We start from the raw sequence: 25,619 nt of genomic DNA on the forward strand, positions 1-25,619 counted from the left end.
TGGTGGGTTGGCTTAATGTGGTGCGTCTGTCAGTGCTCGGGCACGAGAACCGGAGTGTCCTTGTTGAGCGAACGGCCCTCGAAGAAGTCGCGTGCGGCCGGCATGCGGGACCAAACGGCCATGACGACGACGCCCGCGGCCAGGGAGCCGACGCCCATCACGAAGGTTCCGCTGATGCCCAGTACCGTGGTGGTGCCGTACTCCGGATCCAGCATGCTGACGGCGGAGAAGAGGAACACGCCGGCCATCATCAGGCCGCCGACCAGCGGAAGGATGAAGCGCAGCAGCAGGTTGCGCGCCGACGAGAACAGGCTCGAGCGGAACCACCAGATGCAGGCGAACGAGGTGATTGCGTAGTACATGGCCACGGCGAGGGAAGTGCTCTCGATGGTGTCGGCCAGAATGTCACCGGAGATGATGGTCATCCCCACGTAGAACACCAGTGACGCCGCCCCGGTGAATACCGTCGAATAGCTGGGTGTCTTGAAGAGAGTGTTGATGACCGAGAACCGCGTCGGCAGGGCGCCGTACACCCCCATCGCCAGAGTGCCGCGGGCCGTCGGCAGGATGGTCGTCTGACAGGTCGCCAGCGCTGACACCGCGACGGCGAAGACCAGCATCCATCCCCAGGATCCGAGGGCATCGGTGCGCAGGGCAAAGAATACGTCCTCGGCGCCGTCCGGATTGGCCAGTCCCTTGCCCTCGGTGCCCACCCCCGCGAACAACATCGCCAGCACCGTGATGCCAATGTAGGTGACCAGCAGCATCACGGTTGACAGCAGCGCGGCAAAACCCGGCGTGGTGCGTGGATTCTTCGTCTCCTCGGCCAGGGCCAGACAGGTGTCCCATCCCCAGTAGATAAAGATGGCAATCAGTACCGCTTGGATAAAGCCCGCAGGGTTGTCCGTGGCAAAGGGGTTGAACCAGTCCCAGGAAAAGGCAAGGCCGAGACGCGGGGCGGCGGTGATGGCGAAGTACAGGCCGAAGCAGAAGGCAATGATCGCTGCGTACTGCAGTCCCATGAGCAGATACTGGGTCCACGCGCCTGTCTCCACGTTTCGGTAGGAGACCCAGGTCATGACCACGATGATCAGCGCGCCAAAGGCCGTAACCAGTGTCTTGTTCTCGGCAATTGACCCGTCCCCGATCAGGAGCAACAGGTACTTGGAGGCGACTTCGGTCTGGCTTGCCATGACGATCACACCGGCCACCATGACCCCCCACCCGGCCATCCACCCAGTCCTGGGACCGAATGCCTTGGACGCCCACGTGAACGCGGTGCCGCTGTCCGGTATGGCCGTGTTCAACTCGCGGTAGGCAAAGGCTGTCAGGCACATCGGAATGAAGGCGACGATCAGCGCGGCAGGCGCCTGGGAGCCGGCTGCCATCACGATGAAGCCCAGCGTCGCGGCCAATGAATAGAGCGGGGCAGTGGAGGCGAGGCCTATCACCGTTGAGGGAAACAGCCCCAGTTTGCCCGAGGCAAGACCTTTCCCGGTGGACTGCAGGGAAGCAGCTGGCGGACGGTGCGTGGAACTGCTCATTGGACCCCCGTGTGGTTGTGCGAAGCGATGACAGCCGACCAACTGGTTGGTCGGCTGGAACATCGTTGCAGACGGGGAAAGGGTGAGTCAAGTCACAATCAGTCCCAGTTTTCGCGAGCGGTCCTTCGCTATGCAGGTTTTGACCGTAACGACTGAAGGAACCAGGCCTGTTGCTTTACTTCGTCGATGTCCTCGATGGGGCTTTCAGGATGACAAGCCATGTGGGAGCTGCGATGCGGTTCCCGGAAGGGCTTACTGATTTCCAGGGAAGTCATTGATCGGGGCCGGTGTGAATTACCAGGACCGGAGCGGTGGAAAAAGACTCGGGCTCTGTCAACGGGGAGGATTCAAGGAAGCTGCGCATCCAGCCAGGGGGCGTGCGGATGGACGCCCGGGGCGATGGCTCCCACTGACATGCCGAATGGGAGTGTTCAGGAAACAGTAACCCTGCGGAACTATAATCCCACTATGCCATTCACATATTTCAGCCGAGGCTTCCACGCCCAGATTCTCCTTGAGTGCGGAGGAGTCCGTTGAGCGGCGGACTCGTCGCGCTGCTGGACGACGTAGCCGCCCTGGCACGCATCGCCGCCGCCTCGGTGGATGACATCGCTGCCGGAGCCGCGAAAGCGGGAGCCAAGGCCGCCGGCGTCGTCATTGACGATGCCGCCGTGACACCGCAGTACGTGTCCGGTGCCGACCCGTCCCGTGAACTGCCGATGATCAAGCGCATCTTCTGGGGCTCGCTCCGGAACAAGCTGCTCTTCATCCTGCCGGCACTGCTGCTGATCAGCGCCTTCATTCCCGTCGTGATCCCGTTCATTCTTATGCTCGGCGGCACATACCTCTGCTACGAGGGCGCGGAGAAGGTCTGGCACAAGTTCTTCGGCCATCATGAGGACAAGGCGGCGCCGGCGGTGGATCGCGGGCCCGACGCCGAGTCCAAAGTGGTCAAGGGTGCCATCACCACCGACTTCATCCTGTCCTGCGAGATCATGGTCATCTCCATGAACGAGGTTGGCGATGCATCCATCTGGGTCCGCGCGATCATCCTCGTGGTCGTGGCCATTGCGATCACCGTACTCGTCTACGGGGCCGTCGGCTTGATCGTCAAGATGGACGACATCGGTCTGCACCTGGCCAAGAAAGAATCGGCAGGTTCCCAGCGCATCGGCGGGCTGCTGGTTCGGGGCATGCCGGCCGTACTGGCCGCCATCACCTTCGTGGGAACCATCGCGATGCTCTGGGTGGGTGGGCACATCATGCTGGTCGGCGTGTCCGACCTCGGCTGGCACGGTCCGTATGAGCTGGTCCATGCACTGGAGCATCCGGTGGCAGGACTCGCTGTGGTGGGGGGATTCCTTGGTTGGCTCGTGAACACGCTCTGCTCGGCTGTGGTCGGATTGGCCTGGGGGCTGGTTGTCATGGCGATCCTGCACCCGCTGATGAAGGTGCTGCCGTTCGGGAAGAAGGACGGGCACGAAACCGGTGACACCAGGGCGGCAATCGCCGGGCACCGTCCGGAGAAAACGGACACAGATCCCGCCGGCTAACCTCCACCCCAAAAGGGGCGGCCCCTTCGCGAAAGGGGGCCGCCCCTTTCGCGTGTGTGCAGGTCTCTTCGGTCCGGAATCAGGGCAGCAGCGTCAGGACCGAACCCCGCGCCGGAACGTCACATGCGTGGTGCCGCTCGGCGCCGTTTCCGCGGTGACCTGGCTGTCCGTCTCCAGGCCGCGAAGGTCATCCCACAGCCGCACGCCGCGGCCGAGGATGATGGGGGCAATACCGACGTGGAGATCGTCAACGAGGCCGGCACGCAGGAAATCCCGCACGGTCGACGCACCCCCGCCTATGCGAACGTCTTGGGCGCCGGCGGCTGCAGTGGCAGTATCAAGAGCCTCCTCGGGCGTCGCAGCGAGGAAGTGGAAGGTGGTGCCGCCTGCCATATCGAGCGGTTCCCGCTGCTCATGCGTCAACACAAAGACGGGAACGTGGAAGGGCGGCTCCTCGCCCCACCAACCCCGCCAGTCAGGGGCATCCGGATTTGCATGCAGCCCGAACATTCCTGCACCCATAATTTCCGCACCGACGTCTTCAAAGTAGCGGGCGGCGTAGCGGTCATCGACGCCGGTGGTTCCCTCACCGCTTTCGTCGTGCAGCACCCGCTGGCGGAAGGTTCGCGTGGCCGCGTATGCAGCGGTGAGGCGTCCCCAGTCGTCGCCGAACGGGTTTTCCGGAGTTTGGTCCGTTGTGGTGGCGAAGCCGTCGAGCGAGATGTTGAGGTCTACCCGGACGCGGCCCATAGCTGGCTCCCTGACTGTGACGGAAGAGGTGCCGCAAGTCGTCCGGCACATGCCAAGTATTGGACTCGTCGGACCGCCAGTAAAGACCATGTGGGCCGGCAAACTCCGAAGACGGCATAAACCAGGGAACCTCCTGTTGACGGCTGAAGGAACTAGGTTGGCGGCCTCACTTCCTCGAGGATGGCACGGACTGCAGCGAGCATTCGGGTGAATCCAGGCTCTTCGACGGGGAAATGGCCGCAGCCGTCCAGTACAACAAGCGTCTTCGGCGCTGCAATGCGGTCAAAGAACGTCTTGCTGATGTCCAGGGGTGTCCACCGATCCTCACCGGGATGAACCATCAGGACCGGGGTGGTGGAGAAATGTTCCGGCTCGACAAACGGGGAGGATTCAAGGAAGCTGCGCATCCATCCGAGAGGTACCCGGCCGCCTCCGCCGTGTCTGTCGGCAATGAGCTCGCCAACAAGCCCCTGATCATTGGCGATATTGCGCATATCCGCAATCCAGCGAAGGGGAACGCGCATGGTGGCCAGTGGTCCTGCGGCCATGGCCAACGCCGGTCCGGCACAGCGGGCAAGCCCTGGATGCCATGTGAGGCGGGCACGTACCCCGGGTTCGCGCGGGTCCAAAAGGCAGGTGACGATCAGGCGGGAAACGAGTCCTGTTGCCGCAGCGGCATCATAGGCCAGCATGCCGCCCATGCTTGCTCCCATGAGGACAAGGGGCCTCCCGTCGTTTTCCCGCCGGACCAGATCGACCAGAAGCTGCTGCCAGTCTGCGTATCGAACCCGTTCCGGATGGGCCGTGGTTGTGCGGCCGTACCCGGGAAGATCGGGAACTGTTACGCAGGCCCCCAGCTTCGAGAGGTGGGCGGCATAGGGTCGCATTGCCGCACTATTGCCGCCCGCGCCGTGCACAAGCAGCATTCGAACGGGAGCCTCCGGATGACCAATACGCTCGATATGAATGACGGAGTCCCGCCACTTCCAGCTGAAAGCCGATTGCGGGACGACCCCTCCGAGGGGCGCCGGAATGTGTTTTTCGTAGCGCCTTCCATAACGGATTTCTTCCGCCGACTGCTGTGTTTCCGGGAAAAACTCCGGCTGAGGTGACGTCATATTATTCTGATGATCTTTGACGCTCATTCCCGCGTCAAGGGGATGGGAAAAGGTGTCTCTAAGAAATGATCTTCCATAAATCCCCGACCGGTCCGTGAAAAGTCAGAAGTGTACCGCTGCTGCAAACGTTTTGGGGCGGTTAGGGCGGTCAGGGCAGGTCACGCCTGCGGGGTCCGGCGAGCCGGGCCAAAGGCCTCGCCCGAGAGGGGTGCATAGGCGTGCAACGGTCCGGCGGCTCGAAGTCTTTCCTCCTCAGCCGCGGCATCCTCAAGCTCCTTCGCGAAGAAGCGTGCCGCGGCTCGGTTGGTGGCAGAGTCGCCGCTAAGGGCGACATAGTGCTCTTCAAGCCCTGCTTCAAATGAAACCGCGAAGGAGTGTCCCAATTCCGCAGCCAGCCGTTCGGCCAGGTCCTTTCCGGCAGCAAGGTATTGCCGCTCCTGGGGGCCCGGATTACTTCCGGTGCCGCTGTTAGGGGCGTCCTGCGGGGAGGCATCGTAATAACGGGTTTCCCAAGCCACCAAGTCCTCAACCAACTCACGAGTCAGCAGTGATTCATCGAGATCCACGGGGCCACCGGGAATCCACACGGGAGAATTCGCCCAGCCCGGAAGAGCCGGATTACTGACGGGTCAGGACGCTTGTTTTCCACAGGTGTGCCTTCATCAAAAGGGGAGGGATCTGTCCCTAAGCTCCGGCGATGAGGCTGAGCAGGTACAGGGCCATGGGGAGAAGCCATACTGCGGCGATCAGATTAAAGGTGATGAGTGCGCTTCGGACGTGACTCTTCAGGGCGAAGACCAAAAAGCCGACCCACGCGGCACCCCAGACAATGAGCATGCCGGGCCACACGGGGAACCACCCGCTGTCCGCTTCCTCCCCGTTGAACGCGGAGATGTCCTGATCCAGTGCCGCCAGACCGTGGAGAGGAGCGATCAGCAGCAGAAAGAGGAAATTGGCGGCTATCAGCAGGATGACGAGCACCGTGCCGGAGCGCTGGTTCCGTTCTTGACCGGAGGCTGGCGAGTCAGCGGCGCCAGCCGGCGAATCCTCAACGGAGCGATCAGCCATCCCGACGGATAGCTGCGGTTTGGAATTCCCTGGAGACTCTGGCGGGGACGGCGACGGCACTGAGCCTCCTGCTGGCGTGGGTGAACATCGGTCCAAGAGATACTTCCACGAGGAACGGCCAGGCCCCGGGCGACACGCGGGCTTCATGCCCCGCGAGACCCCTGTCTTTCCCGCGGGGAAGTGAGGGAGGCAGACGGAGGGCTAGAGCCCGATATCGGCGCTCTCCAGAAGCGCGACGGCGTCGGGCTGGCCCTCGAACATGACCAGGGCCTGCTTGGTGCGCCCGTGGGCGTGCATCAGCAGTTCGCCGGGTTCGCCGATGATAGCCACCGATACGGGCGCGCGCTTGGCGACATGTCGGGGACCGTCCGGGCGCACCAGGACAATGCCAAGGTCCACGCCGCGGTACAGCAGGGCGGCACGCTTGATCAGGTCCGCCCACAGGGCATCGGAGTAATCGAAATCCAGGGCACGCGGAGCCCAGCGGTCACCGGCGCGGCGCACGTCTTCGGTGTGGATGAAGTACTCCACGAGGTTGGCGCTGTTGTCCACGGCCTTCAGATGCATGGGGGACAGGCGCGGGGGACCGGCGCGGAACGCCCGGACGAGTTTGGCGTACCCCTCGGCGGTGGATGCCTTGTCAGCAGTCTCCTGCATAATTTTGTCGGTCTTGGCCGCGAAGGGCTTCAGGAAAAAACCAAGGGCCGCAGCCGGGCGGTGCTCCCGCAAATAGAGGTGCGCGGCCAGGTCCTTGGTGAGCCAGCCTTCGCACAAAGTGGGTGCTTGAGGACCGGCCGCAAGCAACGTTTCGGCCAGGACTTCACGGGAGGGTTGTACAAATCGCATCACTGCTGAAACTAGCACGTTAAGCGTCTTTTGGCGCGGGTGACGGGCACAGGGAATGCACCGCAGCCGAACCTACTAGAATCGATACGATGTCTTCCTTAACCTCCTCCTCCGAATTCCCGCCCGCACCCGGCCTCGATCCGGCGATCAGCGCCTCCCTGAAGCGCGACGACGCCGGTCTGGTGGCCGCCGTCGTGCAGCAGCACGACACCGGCGAGGTGCTGATGCTCGGCTGGATGGACGACGAAGCCCTGCACCGCACCCTGACGACCGGACGTGTCACCTTCTGGTCCCGCTCCCGGCAGGAATACTGGCGCAAGGGTGACACTTCCGGGCACGTCCAGTGGGTCAAGTCCGTGGCGCTGGACTGCGACGGCGACGCCCTGCTGGTCCGCGTTGACCAGGTTGGCGCAGCCTGCCATACCGGCACCCACACCTGTTTTGAAGGCCGCGACCTCCCGGTCCTGGCCGCCACCGACCCGGAGAACTAGCGCCGCACCTTCTCCGTGCTGCCTCCCACACCCCGCCGGCCCCGCCGGCACGCTGACCCGGAAAGAAACCAGACACATGCAGGATCTTGGAGTTATCCGCCCCGGCCTCGAGGAATTCCGGGCACTGGCAGCCGAACACCGCGTGGTGCCGGTGCACCTGAGCGTGCTGGCCGATGCCCACACGCCCATCGGGATCTACCGCAAGCTCACTGCGGGTGCACCGGGAACCTTCCTCATGGAGTCTGCGGCCGCGGGCGGCGTATGGTCCCGGTACTCTTTCATCGGCGCTTCCTCGCGCGCCACGCTCACCACGCACGACGGCGAAACGCACTGGCTGGGCGAGCCGCCGGCAGGGGTGCCGGTGGACGGAAACCCCGTCGAGGCGATGGCCCGCACCATAGAACTGCTGCAGACCGAACGCCCGGGCGACGTACCGCCGTTTACCTCCGGACTGGTCGGCTTTGTCGGCTGGGAAACCGTGCGGCGCTGGGAAAAGCTGCCCAACCCGCCGGCGGATGACCTGGACCTGCCGGAACTGGCCATGAACCTGGTCTCGGATATGGCCATTCACGACAACTCCAACGGAACCGTCATGCTGGTGGCCAACGCCATCAACATCGACGGCTCCAACGAGCGGGTGGACGAGGCATGGCACGACGCCGTAGCCCGGGTGAATTCGATGCTGCAGCGGCTGGCCGAACCCACGCCGCAGCCGGTGTCGGTGCTGCACGGCGGCACCGTGGACCTGAGCACCCTTACCGACGGCGTGAAGGAGTCCTGGCCCAAGCCGGAGTACACCAAAGCCGTCCAGCGCGGCAAGGAAGCCATCGTGGACGGCGAAGTCTTCCAGGTGGTCATCTCCCGCCGCTTTGAAATGGAGTGTGCGGCCGATGCGCTCGAGGTCTACCGGGTGCTGCGCAACACCAACCCGAGCCCGTACATGTACCTGTTCAACTTCGAGGACTCCCGCGGCAACCCCTTCGCCGTCGTCGGCTCCTCGCCGGAAGCACTGGTGACGGTCACCGGCAGCGAAGTGATCACGCATCCGATTGCCGGCTCCCGGCCCCGGGGAAAGGGAACGGAAGCAGACCGCGCCCTCGCCGAGGAACTGCTGGCGGATGAAAAGGAGCGCGCCGAACACCTGATGCTGGTGGACCTGGCCCGCAACGACCTCTCCAAGGTCTGCGTCCCGGGCAGCGTGGACGTCACCCAGTTCATGGAGGTGGAGCGGTTCAGCCACATCATGCACCTGGTCTCCACCGTCGTCGGGGAACTGTCCCCGCAGCGCAGCGCGTACGACGTCCTTGCCGCGACCTTTCCCGCCGGAACCCTCTCCGGCGCGCCCAAGCCGCGCGCGCTGCGGCTGCTGGACGAGCTGGAACCGCACCGCCGCGGCATCTACGGCGGCGTTGTCGGGTACCTGGACTTCGCGGGAGATATGGATATGGCCATTGCCATCCGGTCGGCCCTGCTGCGCGACGGCAAGGCGTTTGTCCAGGCCGGCGGCGGGATTGTCGCCGACTCGGACCTGGAAGCCGAAGCCCAGGAAACGGTGAACAAGGCAGCGGCGCCGCTGCGCGCGGCACTGATAGCCGGCAGCCTGGAAACCGTGTCCGCTCCTCCTTCCGTTCCGGCACCGCCACAGTCCAGTCTTTAATTACAGCCCCACCACCAGAGCAGGAAGTACCGCAGTGAGCACACCCATGAAGAGGTGGCAGCGCAAGGGAACCGTCATCATGGCGGCGGTGCTCTTCGGCATCGCAGCCTTTGCCACCACCACGCGCACCTGGCTGAACGTCCAGCTGCCGCGGACGGCCGTCCAGACCCCGGACCTGGCCGTTTCCGGATCCGACGCCGCCACCGCGGTGACCGCATTCGCCGTCGTCGCCATTACCGCCGGCCTCGCAGCCTCCATCGCCGGGCCGGTGGCCCGCTGGATTGTCAGCGTGATCCTGCTGGTCTCCGGCGTCGGCGTGGCCGCCGCCAGCTACACCGTGATCAGTGATCCGGTGCAGGGCGCCGCCGGTGCCATTGGACAGGCGATCGGCGTCAGCGGGGCCACCGGCACCGTCGTCACGCTCACGGCCCTGCCGTGGGTCGCACTGGTGTCCGGCATCCTGATCGCCCTGACCGGCATTTGGCTGGCTGTCGCCAGCCGCGGCTGGAAGTCCTCACGCCGCTACGCGCCGGCGCCTGCTGCGGCCACGCCGACGACGCCGGCTGCCGCCGGCGGCACGACGTCGGGGAGTGCCGAAACCGGGAGCGCCGAAACCGGCACTGCAGAAGCCGGGACCGCAAAACCAGGGAATGGGCCGGCGGCCGCGGGCTCCGGCACGGCGGCTGCGGACGAGGAGGCGGGACCGGAGCCGATCGATGAGATCGACAGCTGGGACCGGCTCACCCGCGGGGACGACCCCACGAACTACCGCTGATACCCGCACCGCAGCGGCAGACCAGCCGCTGAAGGCGACTCGGGTGCGCAACATGTGAAAGAGTTTCCGCCAGTCAATGGCAGAATGGAAACAGATTCGTTTAGAGGAGATTTACCATGGGCTCAAACGCCACTGACACCAACGTCGACCACAAGCCGGAAAACGCGGCTGAGAGTCACGCCAGCATCCACGACGAGACCATCGGCCACGGCAACACCCCCGCCGCATGGACCTGCGTGCTCATCATGATGGCCGGCGCCCTTGTATCGAGCATCGCCTTCATCGCTGCCAGCACGCTGTGGTTCATCGTGGGTCTGGGCGTCATGCTGGTCGGCCTCCTTGTCGGCTTCATCCTGCGGAAGGCCGGCTACGGCGTAGGCGGATCGAAGCTCTCCAACAACGGTCACTAAGTGAGCGTTCTGGACGACATCGTCGCCGGCGTCGCCGAAGACCTTGAGGCACGCCGGCGGGCGGTTCCGCTGGAGCAGATGCAGGAGCGCGCCCGCGCGGCGGCTCCTGCCCTCGACGCGTATGCCGCCCTGGGCGGCGGCGACACCCCGCGCATGCAGCTGCGTGTCATCGCCGAGGTCAAGCGCAGCAGCCCCTCCAAGGGTGCCCTCGCCGACATCGCCGATCCGGGCGCCCTGGCAGCCAGCTACGCCGACGGCGGGGCGGCGGTCATCAGCGTACTCACCGAAGAGCGCCGCTTCGGCGGTTCACTCGCCGACTTCGACGCCGTCCGGAAGGCTGTGAACATCCCGCTGCTGCGCAAGGACTTCACAGTGGACGAGTACCAGATCTGGGAAGCACGCGCCCACGGCGCCGACCTCGTGCTGCTGATCGTGGCAGCCCTGGACGATGCCCGGCTTCAGGATTTCCTGGACCTCACGCATGAGCTGGGGATGAACGCCCTGGTGGAAACCCACACGGCCGAGGAAATCGAGCGCGCCGCGGCGGTGGGCGCCCGGATCATCGGCGTCAACGTACGCAACCTGAAAACGCTGGACGTTGACCGCTCCGTCTTCGCCTCGCTGGCCGGCAGCATCCCCGCAGCCGCCGTCATCGTGGCTGAATCCGGCGTACGGGACGCAGCCGACGTCGAGCAGTACGCCTCCGAAGGGGCAAATGCCGTCCTCGTGGGCGAAGCACTGGTGCGGCACAACGATCCTGCGGCCACTATTGCTGAATTCATGCAGACCGGCAGCGACGCGCTGGCCGCCCGCGGGCACGGCAAAGGCTGACAAGAACGCAACAACTCCCTGTCCGGGCGGGTCCGCCCGTCCGGACCAAAGCAGGACAGGAACCAGCTCCATGACCGGGAATCCGGAACAGACAGGCGCAGCCGAGGCTGCACCCACGTCCGCCAACACCTCCACTGCTCCGTCGGACGCCGCTGAGCGCGCCGCCGCGGCTGCTGTCACGGAGGAGGTGGCCGACGCGTTCCTGAACACCCACGGCTCGCTGCGCCACGCCCCCGGCCCGTACTTCGGCGAGTACGGCGGACGCTGGATGCCCGAATCCCTGATCGCTGCCCTGGACGAACTGGAAGACACCTTCGAAAAGGCCAAGGCCGATCCGGAGTTCCGGGCGCAGATCGCTGACCTGAACAAGAACTACTCCGGCCGCCCCTCGCTGCTCACCGAAGCCAAGCGCTTCGCCGAGCACGCCGGCGGCGTGCGGATCTTCCTCAAGCGCGAAGACCTGAACCACACCGGCTCGCACAAGATCAACAACGTGCTCGGTCAGGCCCTGCTGGCCAAGCGCATGGGCAAGACCCGCGTGATCGCTGAAACCGGCGCCGGCCAGCACGGCGTTGCCAGCGCCACCGCCGCCGCTCTCCTGGGCCTGGAATGCGTGGTCTACATGGGAGCGGAGGACTGCCGCCGGCAGGCCCTGAACGTCGCCCGGATGGAACTGCTCGGCGCCACCGTCATCCCCGTCACCCACGGGTCCCAGACACTGAAGGATGCCATCAACGAGGCGCTGCGGGACTGGGTCGCCAACGTGGACAGCACCCACTACCTGCTCGGCACCGCTGCCGGAGCGCACCCGTTCCCGGCCATGGTCCGCTACTTCCACGAAGTGATCGGCGAGGAAGCACGCGCGCAGATGCTGGAGCAGACCGGCCGGCTGCCGGACGCCGTCTGTGCCTGCATCGGCGGCGGGTCCAACGCCATCGGCATTTTCCACGGCTTCCTGGATGACCCAGAGGTAAAGATCTACGGCTTCGAAGCCGGCGGCGACGGCGTCGACACCGGCCGCCATGCCGCCACCATCACCCTGGGCCGCCCCGGCGTGCTGCACGGCGCCCGCTCCTACCTGATGCAGGACGAAGACGGCCAGACGGTGGAATCCCACTCGATCTCCGCCGGCCTGGACTACCCCGGCGTCGGCCCCGAGCATGCCTACCTCTCCGACATCGGAAGGGTTTCCTACGAGGCCATCACGGACACCGAAGCGATGGACGCCTTCCAGCTGCTCTGCCGCACCGAAGGCATCATTCCCGCGATCGAGTCCGCCCACGCCCTGGCCGGTGCCATCAAGGTGGGCCGGCGGCTCGCCGATGAGGCCGCGGCCGGGAACACCGGGGACGCCTCGGAGAAGATCGTGCTGGTGAACCTCTCCGGGCGCGGCGACAAGGACGTTGCCACCGCCGCCGAATGGTTCAACCTGCTGGACGAGAAGTCCGCCGAAGCCGAAATCGCCAAAGAGGGGGAACAGCTGTGAGCACCGCCGTTCACAACACGTCCGGTTCGGGAACCAACGCCCGCAGCAAATCCGCAGCAGCCATTGACCGGGCCGCTGCGGACGGCCGCGCCGCACTGATTGGCTACCTGCCCGCCGGATTCCCGTCCGTGCAGGAAACCATCGACGCCGGAATCGCTCTCGCGGAAAACGGAGCCGACCTCATCGAGGTCGGCATCCCGTACTCCGACCCGGTCATGGACGGACACGTCATCCAGGCAGCCACCACGCAGGCCCTGGCACAGGGTTTCCGCGTCTCCGAGGTGTTTGACGTCGTCGCCGGCATCACTGCCGCCACCGACGCAGCCGTGCTGGTCATGACCTACTGGAACCCCGTCGTCCGGATGGGCGTGGACGAGTTCTCGCGCCGCCTGGCCGAAGCCGGGGGAGCGGGCCTGATCACTCCGGACCTCATTCCCGACGAAGCGTCGGAATGGATGGAGGCCTCGGACAAATACGGTCTGGACCGGGTCTTCCTGGTCGCTCCGTCCTCCACCCCCGAACGCATGAAGAGCACCGTCGCGGCGAGCCGCGGCTTTGTCTACGCGGTGTCCATCATGGGCGTCACCGGTGCCCGCAGCTCCGTGAGCACGGCAGCGAAGGACGTCGTCTCGGCCGCCCGTGCAGCCGGTGCTCAGCGCGTCTGCGTGGGCCTGGGCGTCTCAAACTCCGGGCATGTCCGGGAAATCGGCGCCTACGCCGACGGCGTGATCGTCGGCACCGCACTGGTGGCCGCACTGCGCGACGGCGGCGTCCCCGCCGTTGCCGACCTCACCCGTGAACTCAGCACCGGAACCCGAAAGAGCAACTAATGAACCTGATGTCCGTGACGGCTCCGGCCAGCATCCCCAGCCCGCCCGCGGACTTCAGCAGCTTCTCGCTGGGCCCCCTCACGCTCCACACCTACGCGCTGTGCATCCTGGCCGGCATCATCCTGGCCCTGTGGATGACGTCCACCCGCTGGAAGCGCCGGGGCCTGCCTGAAGAAGCCGTCTGGGACATTGCCATCTGGGCCATCCCGTTCGGCATCATCGGCGGCCGGCTCTACCACGTGGTCTCCTCGCCTGACGCCTACTTCGGGGCCGACGGGGACCTCTCCCTGATTCCGCAGATCTGGCGGGGCGGGCTGGGTATCTGGGGTGCCGTGGCGCTCGGTGCCGTGGGCGCCTGGATCGGCTGCCGGCGCGCCGGTATCAAGCTCTCCACCTTCGCCGACGTCGGGGTTCCCGGCCTGCTGCTGGCGCAGGCCGTGGGCCGCTGGGGCAACTGGTTCAACCAGGAGCTTTTCGGCAGCCCCACGGATGTGCCCTGGGGACTGGAAATCGATGCGAACAACCCCAACTTCCCGGACGGGACGGCACCCGGGACCCTGTTCCACCCCACCTTCCTTTACGAGTCGCTCTGGTGCCTGGCCGGTGTTGCCCTGCTGCTGGCCCTGGACAAAAAGTTCCGGCTGCGCGGCGGGCGCCTGTTCTGGGTCTACGCCGCCTACTACACCCTGGGCCGGCTCTGGATCGAGATCCTGCGCATTGACGACGCTGAAATGATTACGTTCTTCGGCGTCACACAGCGGCTGAACGTCTGGACCAGCGTGGCGCTGTTCGTGTTCTCCCTGGCAATGTTCATTTACCTGACTTTCCGCGCCCGCAAGGGCGGAAACGAGTCCCTGTACCTGCCCGGACACGAACCGGCAGCAGAAACCGCAGCGTTACCGGAAGATCACAAGATCGAAACAGAACAACAGAATTCGGCCGCTGCGTCTTCTGCGTCACAGTCGCGTGCTAATCTCGCAGAGACAAAAAACGAGGACACTGATTCTCGCAAGCCCGGAACTCCGGGTACTGCCAAGTAGCACCGGTCGGGTTACCTCCTTCGCCGGTGCTTCTGCCACGTAGCCGTGGCCGCCCCTGAAGGGACCGCGGGAACAACCCCGACCCCCTTTGAGGTGAAGTACTGAACACCGCGGAATGTCTCTGCCTTCCGCCGTGGGGCCAGCGTTGTCCCCTCCCACCGCTCAATCAGGGGGAAGGACTTACCTCTCATGACTGACCAGTTTCCGCCCGGCGGAGCTTCCGCTGTTTCGCCGTTCACCCGCTTCGCCGGTTTTCCGGCCGACACCGGGCTGTACCGCGCCGAGAACGAAAAAGACGCCTGCGGGCTGGCCGTCATCGCCACCCTCCGCGGAGAGCCCGGGCACGACATCGTTGACGCCGCCCTGACCGCCCTGCGCAACCTGGAACACCGCGGCGCCGTAGGCGCCGACGAAGGAACCGGCGACGGCGCCGGACTGCTCACCCAGGTACCCGACGAGTTCTTCCGTGCAGTCACCGCCTTTGACCTGCCTGCCGCCGGCACGTACGCCGTCGGCACCGCGTTCCTGCCCACCGAGGCCCGCGAGCAGGAAACCGCCCGCGCAGGGGTGGAATCCATCGCTGAATCCGAGGGCCTCGACGTGCTGGGCTGGCGCGAAGTGCCCATCGTCGCCGACTTGGTGGGAGCCATGTCCCGGGCCTGCATGCCGCACTTTGTCCAGGTGTTCCTTGCCCCGGCCGACGGCGACGCCTCCGACCTGGATGCCCGCGCCTTCCGTGTCCGCAAGCGCTCCCAGAACAAGTTCGGGGTGTACTTCCCGTCCCTGTCCTCCAAGACCATGGTCTACAAGGGCATGCTCACCACCGCCCAGCTGGAGCCGTTCTACCCGGACCTCTCGGATCCGCGGTTCAAGACCCGGCTGGGCATTGTCCACTCCCGGTTCTCCACCAACACCTTCCCGTCCTGGCCGCTGGCCCAGCCGTTCCGCACCATTGCGCACAACGGCGAAATCAACACGGTCAAGGGCAACCGGAACTGGATGCGCGCCCGGCAGTCCCAGCTGAAGAACCCGCTGCTGGGGGACACTCCCGAAGAGCTGTACCCGATCTGCACCCCCGGCGCTTCGGACTCGGCATCTTTCGACGAGGTGGCCGAACTGCTGATGCTCTCCGGCCGGCCCATCACGCACGCGATCATGATGATGATTCCCGAGGCCTGGGAAAACCACGCGACCATGGATCCGGCCCGCCGCGCGTTTTACCAGTACCACTCCATGCTGATGGAGCCCTGGGACGGTCCCGCCGCGGTGTCCTTCACCGACGGCACGCAGGTGGGTGCGGTCCTGGACCGCAACGGGCTGCGCCCGGCCCGCTACTGGGTGATGGAGGACGGGCTGGTGGTCCTGGCCTCGGAGGTTGGCGTAGTGGACATCGATCCGGCCAAGGTGGTCCGCAAGGGCCGCGTGTCTCCGGGGAAAATGTTCCTCGTGGACACCCAGGCCGGCCGCCTGATCGAAGACGCCGAAATCAAGGCCGAGATGGCCGCCGCCAATCCGTGGGCCGACTGGGTGCGGGAAAACCAGGTTTCGCTGGAAGAGCTGCCCGAGCGCGAACACGTGCTGCACACCAAGGCGTCCATCAACCGGCGGCAGCGGACCTTCGGCTACACGCAGGAGGAACTGCGCATCCTGCTCGGTCCGATGGCCCGCACCGGCGCCGAGCCGCTCGGCGCCATGGGCTCGGACACCCCCATTGCCGTACTCTCCCAGCGCCCGAGGCTGCTGTTCGACTACTTTGTGCAGTCCTTCGCCCAGGTCACCAACCCGCCGCTGGATGCCATCCGCGAGGAGCTGGTCACCTCCATGCGCGCCTCGATCGGACCCGTGGGGAACCTGCTGGCAACCGGCCAGGTCCGCAACCGCCAGATCGCCCTGAACTTCCCCGTCATCACCAATGACCAGCTGGCCAAGATCGCCAAGCTGACCAACGACGACGGCGAGAAGATCTCGCTGAAGGTGCGCGGACTGTACCGGCCGCAGGGCGGCGAAGCCGAACTGCGTGCCCGCATCGCCGAGATCTGCGAAAAGGTCTCCGGGGCCGTGAACCGCGGCATCGAGTACATTGTGCTCTCCGACCGCGATTCCAGTGCCCAGTGGGCGCCGATCCCGTCGCTGCTGCTGCTCTCCGCCGTGCACCACCACCTGCTCAAGAGTGCCAACCGGACCAAGATTTCGCTGCTGGTCGAAGCAGGCGACGTCCGCGAGGTGCACCACGTGGCCGTGCTCATGGGCTACGGCGCCTCCGCGGTAAACCCGTACCTGGCCATGGAAAGCTGCGAGGAGCTGGTCCGCAACGGTGACATCACCGGGGTCAGCCGCGAAGAGGCCGTGTCCAACCTGATCAAGGGCCTGGGCAAGGGTGTCCTGAAGATCATGTCCAAAATGGGCATTTCCACCGTGGCCTCCTACTGCGGAGCCCAGACCTTCGAGGCCCTGGGTTTGGGCCAGGAACTGGTGGATGAGTTCTTCCACGGCACCCAGTCCCAGCTCGGCGGAGTCGGCCTGGACGTCATCGCCGCCGAAGCCGCCGCCCGGCACGCCAGCGCGTACCCCGACGACGAAATCGAGGATCCGCACCGGCCGCTGGAGAACGGCGGGGAATACCAGTGGCGCCGCGAGGGTCCGCCGCACCTGTTCAACCCGGAGACCGTGTTCCGGCTCCAGCACGCCACCCGCGAACGCCGCTACGACATCTTCAAGGCCTACACGAACGGCGTGGATGACCAGTCCAAGTCGCTGATGACCCTGCGCGGGCTGCTCGAGTTCCGGACGGCTGACCGTACCCCGGTGCCGATCGAGGAAGTGGAACCCGTTTCCAGCATCGTCAAGCGCTTCTCCACCGGCGCCATGAGCTACGGCTCCATCTCACAGGAAGCACACGAGACCCTGGCCATTGCCATGAACCGGCTGGGCGCCAAGTCCAACACCGGCGAAGGCGGCGAGGACGTGGAACGGCTGCTGGATCCCGAGCGCCGCTCCGCCATCAAGCAGGTGGCCTCCGGCCGCTTCGGCGTCACCAGCCTGTACCTGACCAACGCCGATGACATCCAGATCAAGATGGCCCAGGGCGCCAAGCCCGGCGAGGGCGGCCAGCTGATGGCGCAGAAGGTCTACCCGTGGGTGGCCCGCACGCGGCACTCCACGCCCGGCGTCGGGCTCATTTCCCCGCCGCCGCACCACGACATCTACTCCATCGAGGACCTCGCCCAGCTCATCTACGACCTCAAGCGTTCCAACCCGAGCGCCCGGGTCCACGTGAAGCTGGTGTCCGAAGCCGGTATCGGCACCGTGGCGGCAGGCGTGACCAAGGCCAAGGCCGACGTCGTCCTCGTCTCCGGGCACGACGGCGGCACCGGCGCCTCGCCGTTGAACTCGCTCAAGCATGCCGGCGCCCCGTGGGAGCTCGGCCTCGCCGAAACCCAGCAGACACTGATGATCAACGGACTGCGCGACCGCGTGGTGGTGCAGGTGGACGGGCAGCTCAAGACCGGGCGCGACGTCGTGATTGCCGCGCTGCTCGGCGGCGAGGAGTTCGGTTTCGCCACCGCTCCGCTGGTGGTCTCGGGCTGCATCATGATGCGCGTCTGCCACCTGGACACCTGTCCGGTGGGCGTGGCCACGCAGAACCCGGAACTGCGGGCCCGCTTCTCCGGCAAGCCGGAATTCGTGGTGAACTTCTTCGAGTTCCTGGCCGAGGAAGTGCGCGAGATCCTTGCCGAACTCGGCTTCCGCTCCCTGGAAGAGGCGATCGGTCACACCGAACTGCTGGACACCAAGGCAGCCATTGACCACTGGAAGGCCGACGGCCTGGACCTGGAGCCCGTGCTGCGCGGTTCCGACGTTGTGGAAAACGGGGCGCCCCTGCGCAACATGGTGCCGCAGAACCATGACCTGGACTCGCACTTCGACAACAAGCTGATTGAGATGAGCGCCGACGCCCTGGCCAACCGGAACCCGGTGCGCATCACCCTGGACGTGGTGAACACCGACCGCTCGGTGGGCACCATGCTCGGGCACACGGTGACCAAAACCTTCGGCATCGACACCCTGGCCACCGACACCATCGACGTGACCCTTACCGGCCAGGCCGGACAGTCGCTGGGCGCCTTCCTGCCGGCCGGCATCACGCTGCGCCTGCTCGGCGACTCCAACGACTACGTGGGCAAGGGGCTTTCCGGCGGCCGGATCATCGTCCGCCCGGACCGCGCCAACGTGTTCGACGCCGCGCGCAACGTCATTGCCGGAAACGTCATCGGGTACGGCGCCACCAGCGGTGAGATGTTCCTGCGAGGCCAGGTGGGTGAACGGTTCCTGGTCCGCAACTCCGGGGCCACCGCCGTCGTCGAGGGCATCGGTGACCACGGCTGCGAGTACATGACCGGCGGACAGGCCCTGATCCTGGGCCCCACCGGACGTAACTTCGGAGCGGGCATGTCCGGCGGCACGGCGTACCTGCTGGACCTGGTGCCCGAACGGATGAACAAGGACGCAATCCAGAAGGGCGAACTGCGGCTGGAACCGCTGGACGCCGAAGACGCGGATATTGTCCGCGGCCTGCTGATCAGGCACGTCGAGGAGACCGAATCCGTTCTCGCGGCGTCCCTGCTGGAGGACTTCCCTGCCACTGCCCGCCGCATGACCAAGGTGCTGCCGCGTGACTACGCGGCCGTGCTGGACGCCCGCGCCTCCGCAGCCGAAGCGGGTCTTGACCCCGACGGCGCCGAAGCATGGACCCGAATTTTGGAGGTAACCGGTGGCTGACCCACGCGGATTCTTGAAAGTACGTGAACGCCAGACCCAGCCGCGCCGGCCCGTACCGGTGCGCATCATGGACTGGAAAGAGGTCTATGAAGCCCAGGAAAAGGGCGTCCTGAAGGAACAGGCCGGGCGCTGCATGGACTGCGGCATTCCGTTCTGCCACCAGGGCTGCCCGCTGGGCAACCTCATTCCGGAGTGGAATGACCTGATGTACCGGGACAAGGGCCGCGAAGCCATCGAGCGGCTGCACGCCACCAACAACTTCCCGGAGTTCACCGGGCGGCTGTGCCCGGCGCCCTGCGAGTCTTCCTGCGTGCTGGGCATTAACCAGCCGGAGGTGACGATCAAGCAGGTCGAGGTCTCGATCATCGACCAGGCCTTCGATGAGAACTGGGTGACGCCGCACGCACCGGAGCGGCTTACCGACAAGACGATCGCCGTCGTCGGCTCCGGCCCCGCGGGACTTGCCGTCGCGCAGCAGCTCACCCGCGCCGGCCACACCGTGGCCGTGTACGAGCGTGACGACAAGATCGGCGGACTGCTGCGCTACGGCATCCCCGACTTCAAGATGGAGAAGCTGCAGGTGGACCGCCGGCTGGACCAGATGCGCGCCGAAGGAACCCGGTTCCGCACCGGCGTCGAAGTGGGACGTGACATCAGCTGGGAGCAGCTGCGCCGGCGTTACGACGCCGTCGTGGTGGCCACCGGAAGCACCGTGCCGCGCGACCTTCCGATCCCCGGACGCGAACTGGACGGCGTGCATTTCGCGATGGAGTACCTGGTGCAGGCCAACCGTGTTGTAGCGGGGGAGCAGGTCCGGAACCAGATCTCAGCCGAGGGCAAGCACGTGATCATCCTCGGCGGCGGCGATACCGGAGCCGACTGCCTGGGTACGGCCCACCGGCAGCAGGCAGCCTCGGTCACCACGCTGGCGATCGGGGCCCAGCCGCCGGCCGAGCGGGCCGCGCACCAGCCGTGGCCGATGTACCCGACCCTGTTCGAGACCGCCAGCGCCCACGAGGAAGGCGGGGAACGGACCTACCTGGCCTCCACCGTCGAGTTCGTGGGGGAGAACGGACAGCTGACCGGCGTGAAGATCGCCGAAACCGAGTTCGTGGACGGACGGCGCGTGCCCAAGGCCGGCACCGAGCGCGTGCTGCCCGCGGACCTCGTGTTCCTGGCCCTGGGCTTCACCGGGCCGGAACCGGCCGGACTGGCGGAACAGGTCAAAACCGAGTTTGACGAGCGTTCCAATGTGGTGCGCGACGGCTACTACATGACCGGGACCCCCGGGGTGTTTGCCGCGGGCGACGCCGGCCGCGGCCAGTCGCTGATCGTGTGGGCGATAGCCGAAGGGCGGGCCTGCGCCGCCGCCGTCGATAAGTGGCTGATGGGCTCCACCCGCCTGCCGGCGCCGGTGGCGCCCACGGACCGGGCCATCTCGCCGCTGTAACCCGTCCGGGTTCTGCAGGAGCGGCAGCCACTACGTGGATTTTTTGCTGTTCCTGCAGACCCCTTCCTCAGGCACTGTTCCAGCGGTACAGTGCCTGCATGACTACACACATAGTGCCCCCGCCTGCCGTCAATGCACGGTCCGTATTGCTGCCCTACCTCCTCGGCCTGGCCGCGGCGATGCTGTTCATCCAGGCAGCCATCGCCCTGACCGGGGGAGAGGTTGGCCTCCTCGCCGGGACTCTCACCGCTGCCGCGGCGGCGGGGGTCGCCGCCTGGATGGTGCTCAGCCGCCGGAAGCTGCTGCGTATCCGCTTCGGCTTTGCCGTGGCCCATGCCATTGCGTTCGCTGCTGTCACCACGTCCTTCAACGCCCATGCCGTACTCCGGGCCGTGAGCCTGGGGTCATCCGGGGGAGAGGGGGCCGTTGCGCAGGAGCTTCTGGCCACGCCGTGGTTCGGTGCAACTCTGCTCATGAGTGCCGCCTGGGGACTCGGGCTGCTCATCCATCTCACCGGCAGCGTCCTGGGCCGCGGCTGGGAGGATTGAGAATGCACCATCCCGCGGAGGAACAGGAATGGGTTCAGTCCCGGATCGAATCATGGGTGGAAACCTACAAAAAATCCATGCTGACGCCGGTGGTGCTGAGCGCCGTGGCTGCCCGGACACCGGCAACGGTGGCAGCAATCGCAGCGGATGTCGCATCCCGCACCGGATGGACCGTCACCGAGCGCAGCCTCTACCGGACCCTGAAGCGGCTCCAGGACGCAGGATTCCTGCACAGTACCGACGTTGACGCAGCCCGTACCGGAGCCAAGCGCAAGGAACTGTCCCTGACCCGTGAGGGTTCCCGGTTCCTCGCCGGAATCAATCGCAGCCTGGTGCCTTTCCCCGCCCACGATCCGGCAGAGGACCCTTCGGCGGCGGGTGAGAGTAAAAACACGGGTAACAGTTGACGCCGGGCACGACGTCTGCGGCCCGTCTCCATGCGGAATCGCCGCCGGGCGACTAGGCTGGATCATATGAGACGCGCAAAAATTGTGGCCACTTTTGGCCCCGCAATCGCAAGCTATGAAAACACCGTCGCCGTTCTGCGCGCCGGCGTGGACGTGGCCCGCATGAATATGAGCCATGGCGATCACGACGTGCACAAGTCCGTGTACGACAACGTGCGCCGTGCCTCCGAGGAACTGGGCAAGCCCGTTGGCATTTTCGCCGACCTTCAGGGCCCCAAGATCCGCTTGGGCCGTTTCGTGGACGGTCCGCATTACCTCAACAAGGGTGACGTTTTCACGATCACCATTGAGGACGTGCCGGGCACCAAGGACATTGTCTCCACCACGCACACCGGCCTGCCGAACGACGTCAGCGTGGGGGACACCCTGCTGATCGACGACGGCAAGGTTGCAGTCCGAGCCACCGCAGTAGACGGCGTCAAGGTTGTCACCGAAGTAACCGTTCCCGGAGCCGTATCGAACAACAAGGGCCTGAACCTGCCCGGCGTTGCCGTGAGCGTTCCCGCCATGAGCGACAAAGACGAGGCCGACCTTCGCTGGGCCATCCGCACCGGCGTCGACATGGTAGCCCTGTCCTTCGTCCGCAACGCCGTCGACGTTCGCCGCGTCCACGAGATCATGGACGAGGAAGGCCGCCGCGTACCGGTTATCGCCAAGGTGGAGAAGCCGCAGGCTGTCGCCGCCATCGAGGAGATCATTGATGCGTTTGACGCCATCATGGTTGCCCGCGGCGATCTGGGCGTCGAGCTTCCGCTGGAAGACGTTCCCCTGGTGCAGAAGAACGCCATTGAGCTGGCCCGCCGCTGGGCGAAGCCGGTCATCGTGGCCACCCAGGTCCTGGAATCCATGATCGACAGCCCGCGCCCCACCCGCGCCGAGGCTTCGGACTGCGCCAACGCAGTCCTTGACGGGGCCGACGCGGTCATGCTTTCCGGAGAGACCTCCGTGGGCAAGTACCCGATCGAAACCGTGACCACCATGGCACGGATCATCGAGTCCACCGAAGAGCACGGCCTGAACCGCGTTCCGGCCCTGGGCTCCAAGCCGCGCACCCGCGGTGGCGCCATCACCCGTGCCGCCGTCGAAATTGCCGACCAGCTGGATGCGAAGTACGTGTGTACCTTCACCCAGTCCGGAGATTCGGCCCGCCGGCTTTCCCGCCTGCGCCCGAAGAAGCCCGTCCTGGCCTTCACCCCGGTGGAGCAGACCTACCGCTACATGAGCCTCTTCTGGGGCATCCAGCCGATGCTGGTGGAGTTCGCCGAGAACACCGACCAGATGACCGCCCAGGTGGACCGCACCCTGATCGAGAATGAACTGGTTGAACTGGATGACCTCGTCGTCATTGCTGCCGGTTCGCCTCCCGGACAGGCCGGATCGACCAACACCGTCAAGGTGCACAAGGTGGGCGACATCGCCGATGCCGGCCAGCGGCTCGAGGGCCAGATGCGCGTGAAGGAAAAGGTCGGCCCGTGGCCGGTCAAGAACGCCAACAAGGGCAAGGCCAAATCCATCTAATGTGGTTTGACCGCTTGTGCGGTCCTGATGCAGGAAAGCTGCCCGGCCGGGGTTTCCCCCGCCGGGCAGCTTTTTCTCATTTTGCTATCCAATCCCATCCGAATATATCCACTTTTCCAGATATGCCAATCTGCCCGGCCCGGCCTCCCCGGCCAACGCAACCGACCCGGGACCCGTAGAAACCTCACCCTGATTGCCCACCCGCAGCCAGGACCGGGGGGTCCACCTTGACCGAACCGGCGCTGCGGCGAGCCGGCGGGCTTCCTGCCGGTCCGGACATTTCACCTGTTACGGGTGAAGTGCTCGGATCTCGGTCAAATCCATACTTGTTAGGACTGCGTTGCTGGGACAGGGCGGGGGAATGCCTCGGTCCGCAGCAGGCGGCACGCCCGGGTGTGGGAAACCAGACCAGCTGTTTGGGCAGGAGAGCGGCCCGCACGGGCCGGCACACACAGGAAGGCAGGGCCAAACATGGACTTTTGGGACGACTTTTGGAGCATCATTTGGTGGGTCTTCGCGGCCACGGTTTTCTTTGCGTACCTCATGGCGCTGTTTGCAGTCATTAGCGACCTATTTCGGGACCGCGGAATGAGCGGCTGGGGAAAAGCCATTTGGCTGATTTTTCTGCTGTTCTTTCCGGTCCTCACAGTCCTCGTGTATCTCATCGCCCGCGGCAAGGGGATGAATGAGAGGGCACAGGAAGACGCCCAGGCGAGCAGGGAATCAACCGAAGCGTATATTCGCCGGGTTGCCGGGAGCAGCCCCAGTGATGAGATAACCAAGGCCAAGGACCTTTTGGACGCCGGAGCCATCACCCCGGATGAATTCCAGGCCATCAAGCACAGAGTTGTTGCTGCCTAGACCGCCGGTTTCAGAGGAGGCCTATTTCAGCGCCCCTTTTCACTGCCGCCGAGCGCCGTGAGACTCCGAGCTTTTGGTAAAGGGATTTCAGATGTGTTTTGACGGTATTGGGGCTGAGCCGGAGTCCGTCAGCTATGTCCTGCACCGTCTGGTGCCGCGGAAGCTCGCGGAGGATCTCCCGTTCTCTGGGAGTGAGCAGCCTGGCAGTGTCCGGCCGGTCAGCCTGCCGGGAGCGCGCGGCCAGTCCCGGCGCGGCGGGCTTCGATAATCCGGTCTCCGTCACTCTGGTCCGCTCCTCGTGGAGGCCAGGAGGGCCCGGCCCCGTGCCGGCCGCCCGCTGCTCCATATGTGTGTCCAATATAGGTGCGGCTCATTCAGCCAGGACAGGCTGCAAGGGTGCCGGCGGCCTTGGAGGGTGCAAACTGGCAGCCCCGGGCCGCGACCACGCGAAAATGCCCTGCCCGACGTCGTCGGGCAGGGCATAAAACGTGTGGCGCCCGGAGCGGAGTTAGTTGACCTGGTTGATGATGGTCTCGGCGACTTCGCGCATGCTCAGCCGGCGGTCCATGGAGGTCTTCTGGATCCAGCGGAAGGCCTCGGGCTCGGTCAGGCCCATCTTGGTGGTCAGCAGCGACTTGGCGCGCTCCACCAGCTTGCGCGTGGCGAACTGCTCCTTCAGGTCACTGACTTCGTCCTCGAGCGCCTTGATTTCCTCATGGCGGGAGAGGGCAATTTCGATGGCGGGGATCAGGTCCGCCGGTGTAAAGGGCTTGACCACGTAGGCCATGGCTCCGGCTTCGCGGGCGCGCTCCACCAGTTCCTTCTGGCTGAACGCGGTCAGCAGGACCACCGGGGCGATGCGTGCCTTGACGATCTGCTCGGCCGCCGTGATGCCGTCCATGACGGGCATCTTGACGTCCATCAGGACCAGGTCCGGCTTGAGCTCGGTGGCCAGCTGGACGGCTTTCTCGCCGTTGTCCGCCTCGCCGACGACGTCGTATCCCTCGCCTGTGAGGATTTCCACGATGTCGAGGCGGATCAGGGTCTCATCTTCAGCGACGATGACGCGCCGCGCCGGTGTATTGGAGGGGGCGGGCTCGGTTGACTCAGACACAGGTGCTCCTCAGAATGCGGTTGGACTGCCGTGTGCGAACTGACAGTTCACAGAAATAGCCTATCCGCATGTAGAGTAGATTCGCGCCCAACACGGATTGTGAACTTTGTGATTCACGCCGCAGGGCCGGCCCGAATGGCGGAATTGGCAGACGCGCTGCACTCAAAATGCAGTATCGAGAGGTGTGTGGGTTCGAGTCCCACTTCGGGCACCTTTGCGGTTCTTTCTGACGCCTTTACGGACAAGACACGGCGCACCAGGTTCCAAGCAGCACCCCGGTTTTCGGACCGGGGTGCTTTCTTTTGCCCTGCTTTATCCGGGCACCCCGTCCGGGCACCCCATCCGGGCACCGCCACTCCACCGCCACTGGTACTAACGAGCGCCCAGCCTCAGACCGGGAATATGACAGGACATGACGGTGAGCCGGCCCTTCGGGGCTGGTGCTTCCGGCGCGGTACAACCTAGGGGGCCCTGTCGGCAGGT

The 25,619-nt window shown here is 65.4% G+C and carries 23 protein-coding genes and 1 tRNA gene; 16 read left to right on the forward strand and 8 right to left on the reverse strand.

Features of this window, described 5'->3' with window-relative positions:
• Window positions 1-29: 29 nt before the first annotated feature.
• A complete protein-coding gene (locus WKB88_RS01500) occupies window positions 30-1,544 on the reverse strand; it encodes an APC family permease (protein WP_341392773.1) in 1,515 nt (504 codons plus the stop codon).
• 533 nt (window positions 1,545-2,077) lie between these two features.
• Here WKB88_RS01500 and WKB88_RS01505 point away from each other — a divergent pair.
• Window positions 2,078-3,097 (forward strand): DUF808 domain-containing protein, encoded by a 1,020-nt coding sequence (locus tag WKB88_RS01505; RefSeq protein WP_341392774.1) that lies wholly within the window; start codon window positions 2,078-2,080, stop codon window positions 3,095-3,097.
• Between the two features lie 93 nt (window positions 3,098-3,190).
• On the opposite strand, the gene WKB88_RS01510 is transcribed toward WKB88_RS01505, so the two are convergent.
• The 5 genes from WKB88_RS01510 to WKB88_RS01530 form a co-directional block, all read right to left on the reverse strand.
• The gene (locus WKB88_RS01510; protein WP_341392775.1) at window positions 3,191-3,847 is read right to left on the reverse strand and encodes a dihydrofolate reductase family protein; all 657 of its coding nucleotides are present in this window, start codon (window positions 3,845-3,847) and stop codon (window positions 3,191-3,193) included.
• Window positions 3,848-3,999: 152 nt separating this feature from the next.
• Window positions 4,000-4,992 carry an alpha/beta hydrolase gene (locus WKB88_RS01515; protein WP_341392776.1) on the reverse strand — a complete coding sequence of 331 codons (993 nt, stop codon included), beginning with the start codon at window positions 4,990-4,992 and terminating at the stop codon, window positions 4,000-4,002.
• Between the two features lie 131 nt (window positions 4,993-5,123).
• Window positions 5,124-5,531, reverse strand: coding sequence for a hypothetical protein (locus WKB88_RS01520; RefSeq protein WP_341392777.1), 408 nt, complete (start codon window positions 5,529-5,531; stop codon window positions 5,124-5,126).
• A gap of 118 nt (window positions 5,532-5,649) precedes the next feature.
• Window positions 5,650-6,033: a hypothetical protein gene (locus WKB88_RS01525; RefSeq protein WP_341392778.1), complete on the reverse strand. Its 384-nt coding sequence runs from the start codon at window positions 6,031-6,033 to the stop codon at window positions 5,650-5,652.
• Between the two features lie 201 nt (window positions 6,034-6,234).
• Window positions 6,235-6,879, reverse strand: coding sequence for a TIGR03085 family metal-binding protein (locus tag WKB88_RS01530; RefSeq protein ID WP_341392779.1), 645 nt, complete (start codon window positions 6,877-6,879; stop codon window positions 6,235-6,237).
• A gap of 89 nt (window positions 6,880-6,968) precedes the next feature.
• Between WKB88_RS01530 and hisI the strand changes: the two genes are divergently transcribed.
• From hisI to WKB88_RS01600, 14 genes are all read left to right on the forward strand, one after another.
• Window positions 6,969-7,370 (forward strand): phosphoribosyl-AMP cyclohydrolase, encoded by a 402-nt coding sequence (gene hisI, locus WKB88_RS01535; protein WP_341392780.1) that lies wholly within the window; start codon window positions 6,969-6,971, stop codon window positions 7,368-7,370.
• A gap of 76 nt (window positions 7,371-7,446) precedes the next feature.
• Entirely contained in the window at window positions 7,447-9,027 is a 1,581-nt protein-coding gene (locus tag WKB88_RS01540) for an anthranilate synthase component I (protein WP_341392781.1), read from the forward strand.
• Between the two features lie 34 nt (window positions 9,028-9,061).
• A complete protein-coding gene (locus WKB88_RS01545; RefSeq protein ID WP_341392782.1) occupies window positions 9,062-9,802 on the forward strand; it encodes a Trp biosynthesis-associated membrane protein in 741 nt (246 codons plus the stop codon).
• A 116-nt stretch (window positions 9,803-9,918) separates the two neighbouring features.
• Complete coding sequence (locus WKB88_RS01550; RefSeq protein ID WP_341392783.1) at window positions 9,919-10,212, forward strand: HGxxPAAW family protein; 294 nt, start codon at window positions 9,919-9,921, stop codon at window positions 10,210-10,212.
• Window positions 10,213-11,043, forward strand: a complete 831-nt coding sequence (gene trpC / locus WKB88_RS01555; RefSeq protein ID WP_341392784.1) for an indole-3-glycerol phosphate synthase TrpC — start codon at window positions 10,213-10,215, stop codon at window positions 11,041-11,043.
• A gap of 70 nt (window positions 11,044-11,113) precedes the next feature.
• Window positions 11,114-12,529, forward strand: coding sequence for a tryptophan synthase subunit beta (gene trpB / locus WKB88_RS01560; RefSeq protein ID WP_341392785.1), 1,416 nt, complete (start codon window positions 11,114-11,116; stop codon window positions 12,527-12,529).
• A complete protein-coding gene (trpA, locus tag WKB88_RS01565; protein ID WP_341392786.1) occupies window positions 12,526-13,359 on the forward strand; it encodes a tryptophan synthase subunit alpha in 834 nt (277 codons plus the stop codon). The genes trpB and trpA overlap by 4 nt, the downstream gene beginning before the upstream one ends.
• Window positions 13,359-14,399: a prolipoprotein diacylglyceryl transferase gene (gene lgt / locus WKB88_RS01570; protein WP_341392787.1), complete on the forward strand. Its 1,041-nt coding sequence runs from the start codon at window positions 13,359-13,361 to the stop codon at window positions 14,397-14,399. Before trpA ends, lgt begins: the two co-directional genes overlap by 1 nt.
• A gap of 189 nt (window positions 14,400-14,588) precedes the next feature.
• The gene (gene gltB / locus WKB88_RS01575; protein WP_341392788.1) at window positions 14,589-19,178 is read left to right on the forward strand and encodes a glutamate synthase large subunit; all 4,590 of its coding nucleotides are present in this window, start codon (window positions 14,589-14,591) and stop codon (window positions 19,176-19,178) included.
• Window positions 19,171-20,628, forward strand: a complete 1,458-nt coding sequence (locus WKB88_RS01580) for a glutamate synthase subunit beta (RefSeq protein ID WP_341392789.1) — start codon at window positions 19,171-19,173, stop codon at window positions 20,626-20,628. Before gltB ends, WKB88_RS01580 begins: the two co-directional genes overlap by 8 nt.
• 98 nt (window positions 20,629-20,726) lie before the next feature.
• A complete protein-coding gene (locus WKB88_RS01585) occupies window positions 20,727-21,176 on the forward strand; it encodes a hypothetical protein (RefSeq protein WP_341392790.1) in 450 nt (149 codons plus the stop codon).
• 2 nt (window positions 21,177-21,178) lie between these two features.
• Window positions 21,179-21,583 carry a PadR family transcriptional regulator gene (locus WKB88_RS01590; protein ID WP_341392791.1) on the forward strand — a complete coding sequence of 135 codons (405 nt, stop codon included), beginning with the start codon at window positions 21,179-21,181 and terminating at the stop codon, window positions 21,581-21,583.
• Window positions 21,584-21,649: 66 nt separating this feature from the next.
• Window positions 21,650-23,161: a pyruvate kinase gene (pyk, locus tag WKB88_RS01595; RefSeq protein ID WP_341392792.1), complete on the forward strand. Its 1,512-nt coding sequence runs from the start codon at window positions 21,650-21,652 to the stop codon at window positions 23,159-23,161.
• 471 nt (window positions 23,162-23,632) lie between these two features.
• Entirely contained in the window at window positions 23,633-24,022 is a 390-nt protein-coding gene (locus WKB88_RS01600; protein ID WP_341392793.1) for an SHOCT domain-containing protein, read from the forward strand.
• Window positions 24,023-24,032: 10 nt separating this feature from the next.
• Here WKB88_RS01600 and WKB88_RS18180 read toward each other — a convergent pair whose 3' ends face one another.
• Together WKB88_RS18180 and WKB88_RS01605 are read right to left on the reverse strand one after the other, a co-directional pair.
• Entirely contained in the window at window positions 24,033-24,368 is a 336-nt protein-coding gene (locus WKB88_RS18180; RefSeq protein ID WP_445818849.1) for a response regulator transcription factor, read from the reverse strand.
• Between the two features lie 162 nt (window positions 24,369-24,530).
• Window positions 24,531-25,136, reverse strand: a complete 606-nt coding sequence (locus WKB88_RS01605) for an ANTAR domain-containing response regulator (RefSeq protein WP_152218513.1) — start codon at window positions 25,134-25,136, stop codon at window positions 24,531-24,533.
• Between the two features lie 129 nt (window positions 25,137-25,265).
• Between WKB88_RS01605 and WKB88_RS01610 the strand changes: the two genes are divergently transcribed.
• A tRNA-Leu gene (locus tag WKB88_RS01610) sits at window positions 25,266-25,347 on the forward strand.
• Window positions 25,348-25,619: the final 272 nt, after the last annotated feature.

Origin of the sequence: Arthrobacter sp. G119Y2 (assembly GCF_038069765.1) — a bacterium.
Lineage (GTDB): Bacteria > Actinomycetota > Actinomycetes > Actinomycetales > Micrococcaceae > Arthrobacter_B.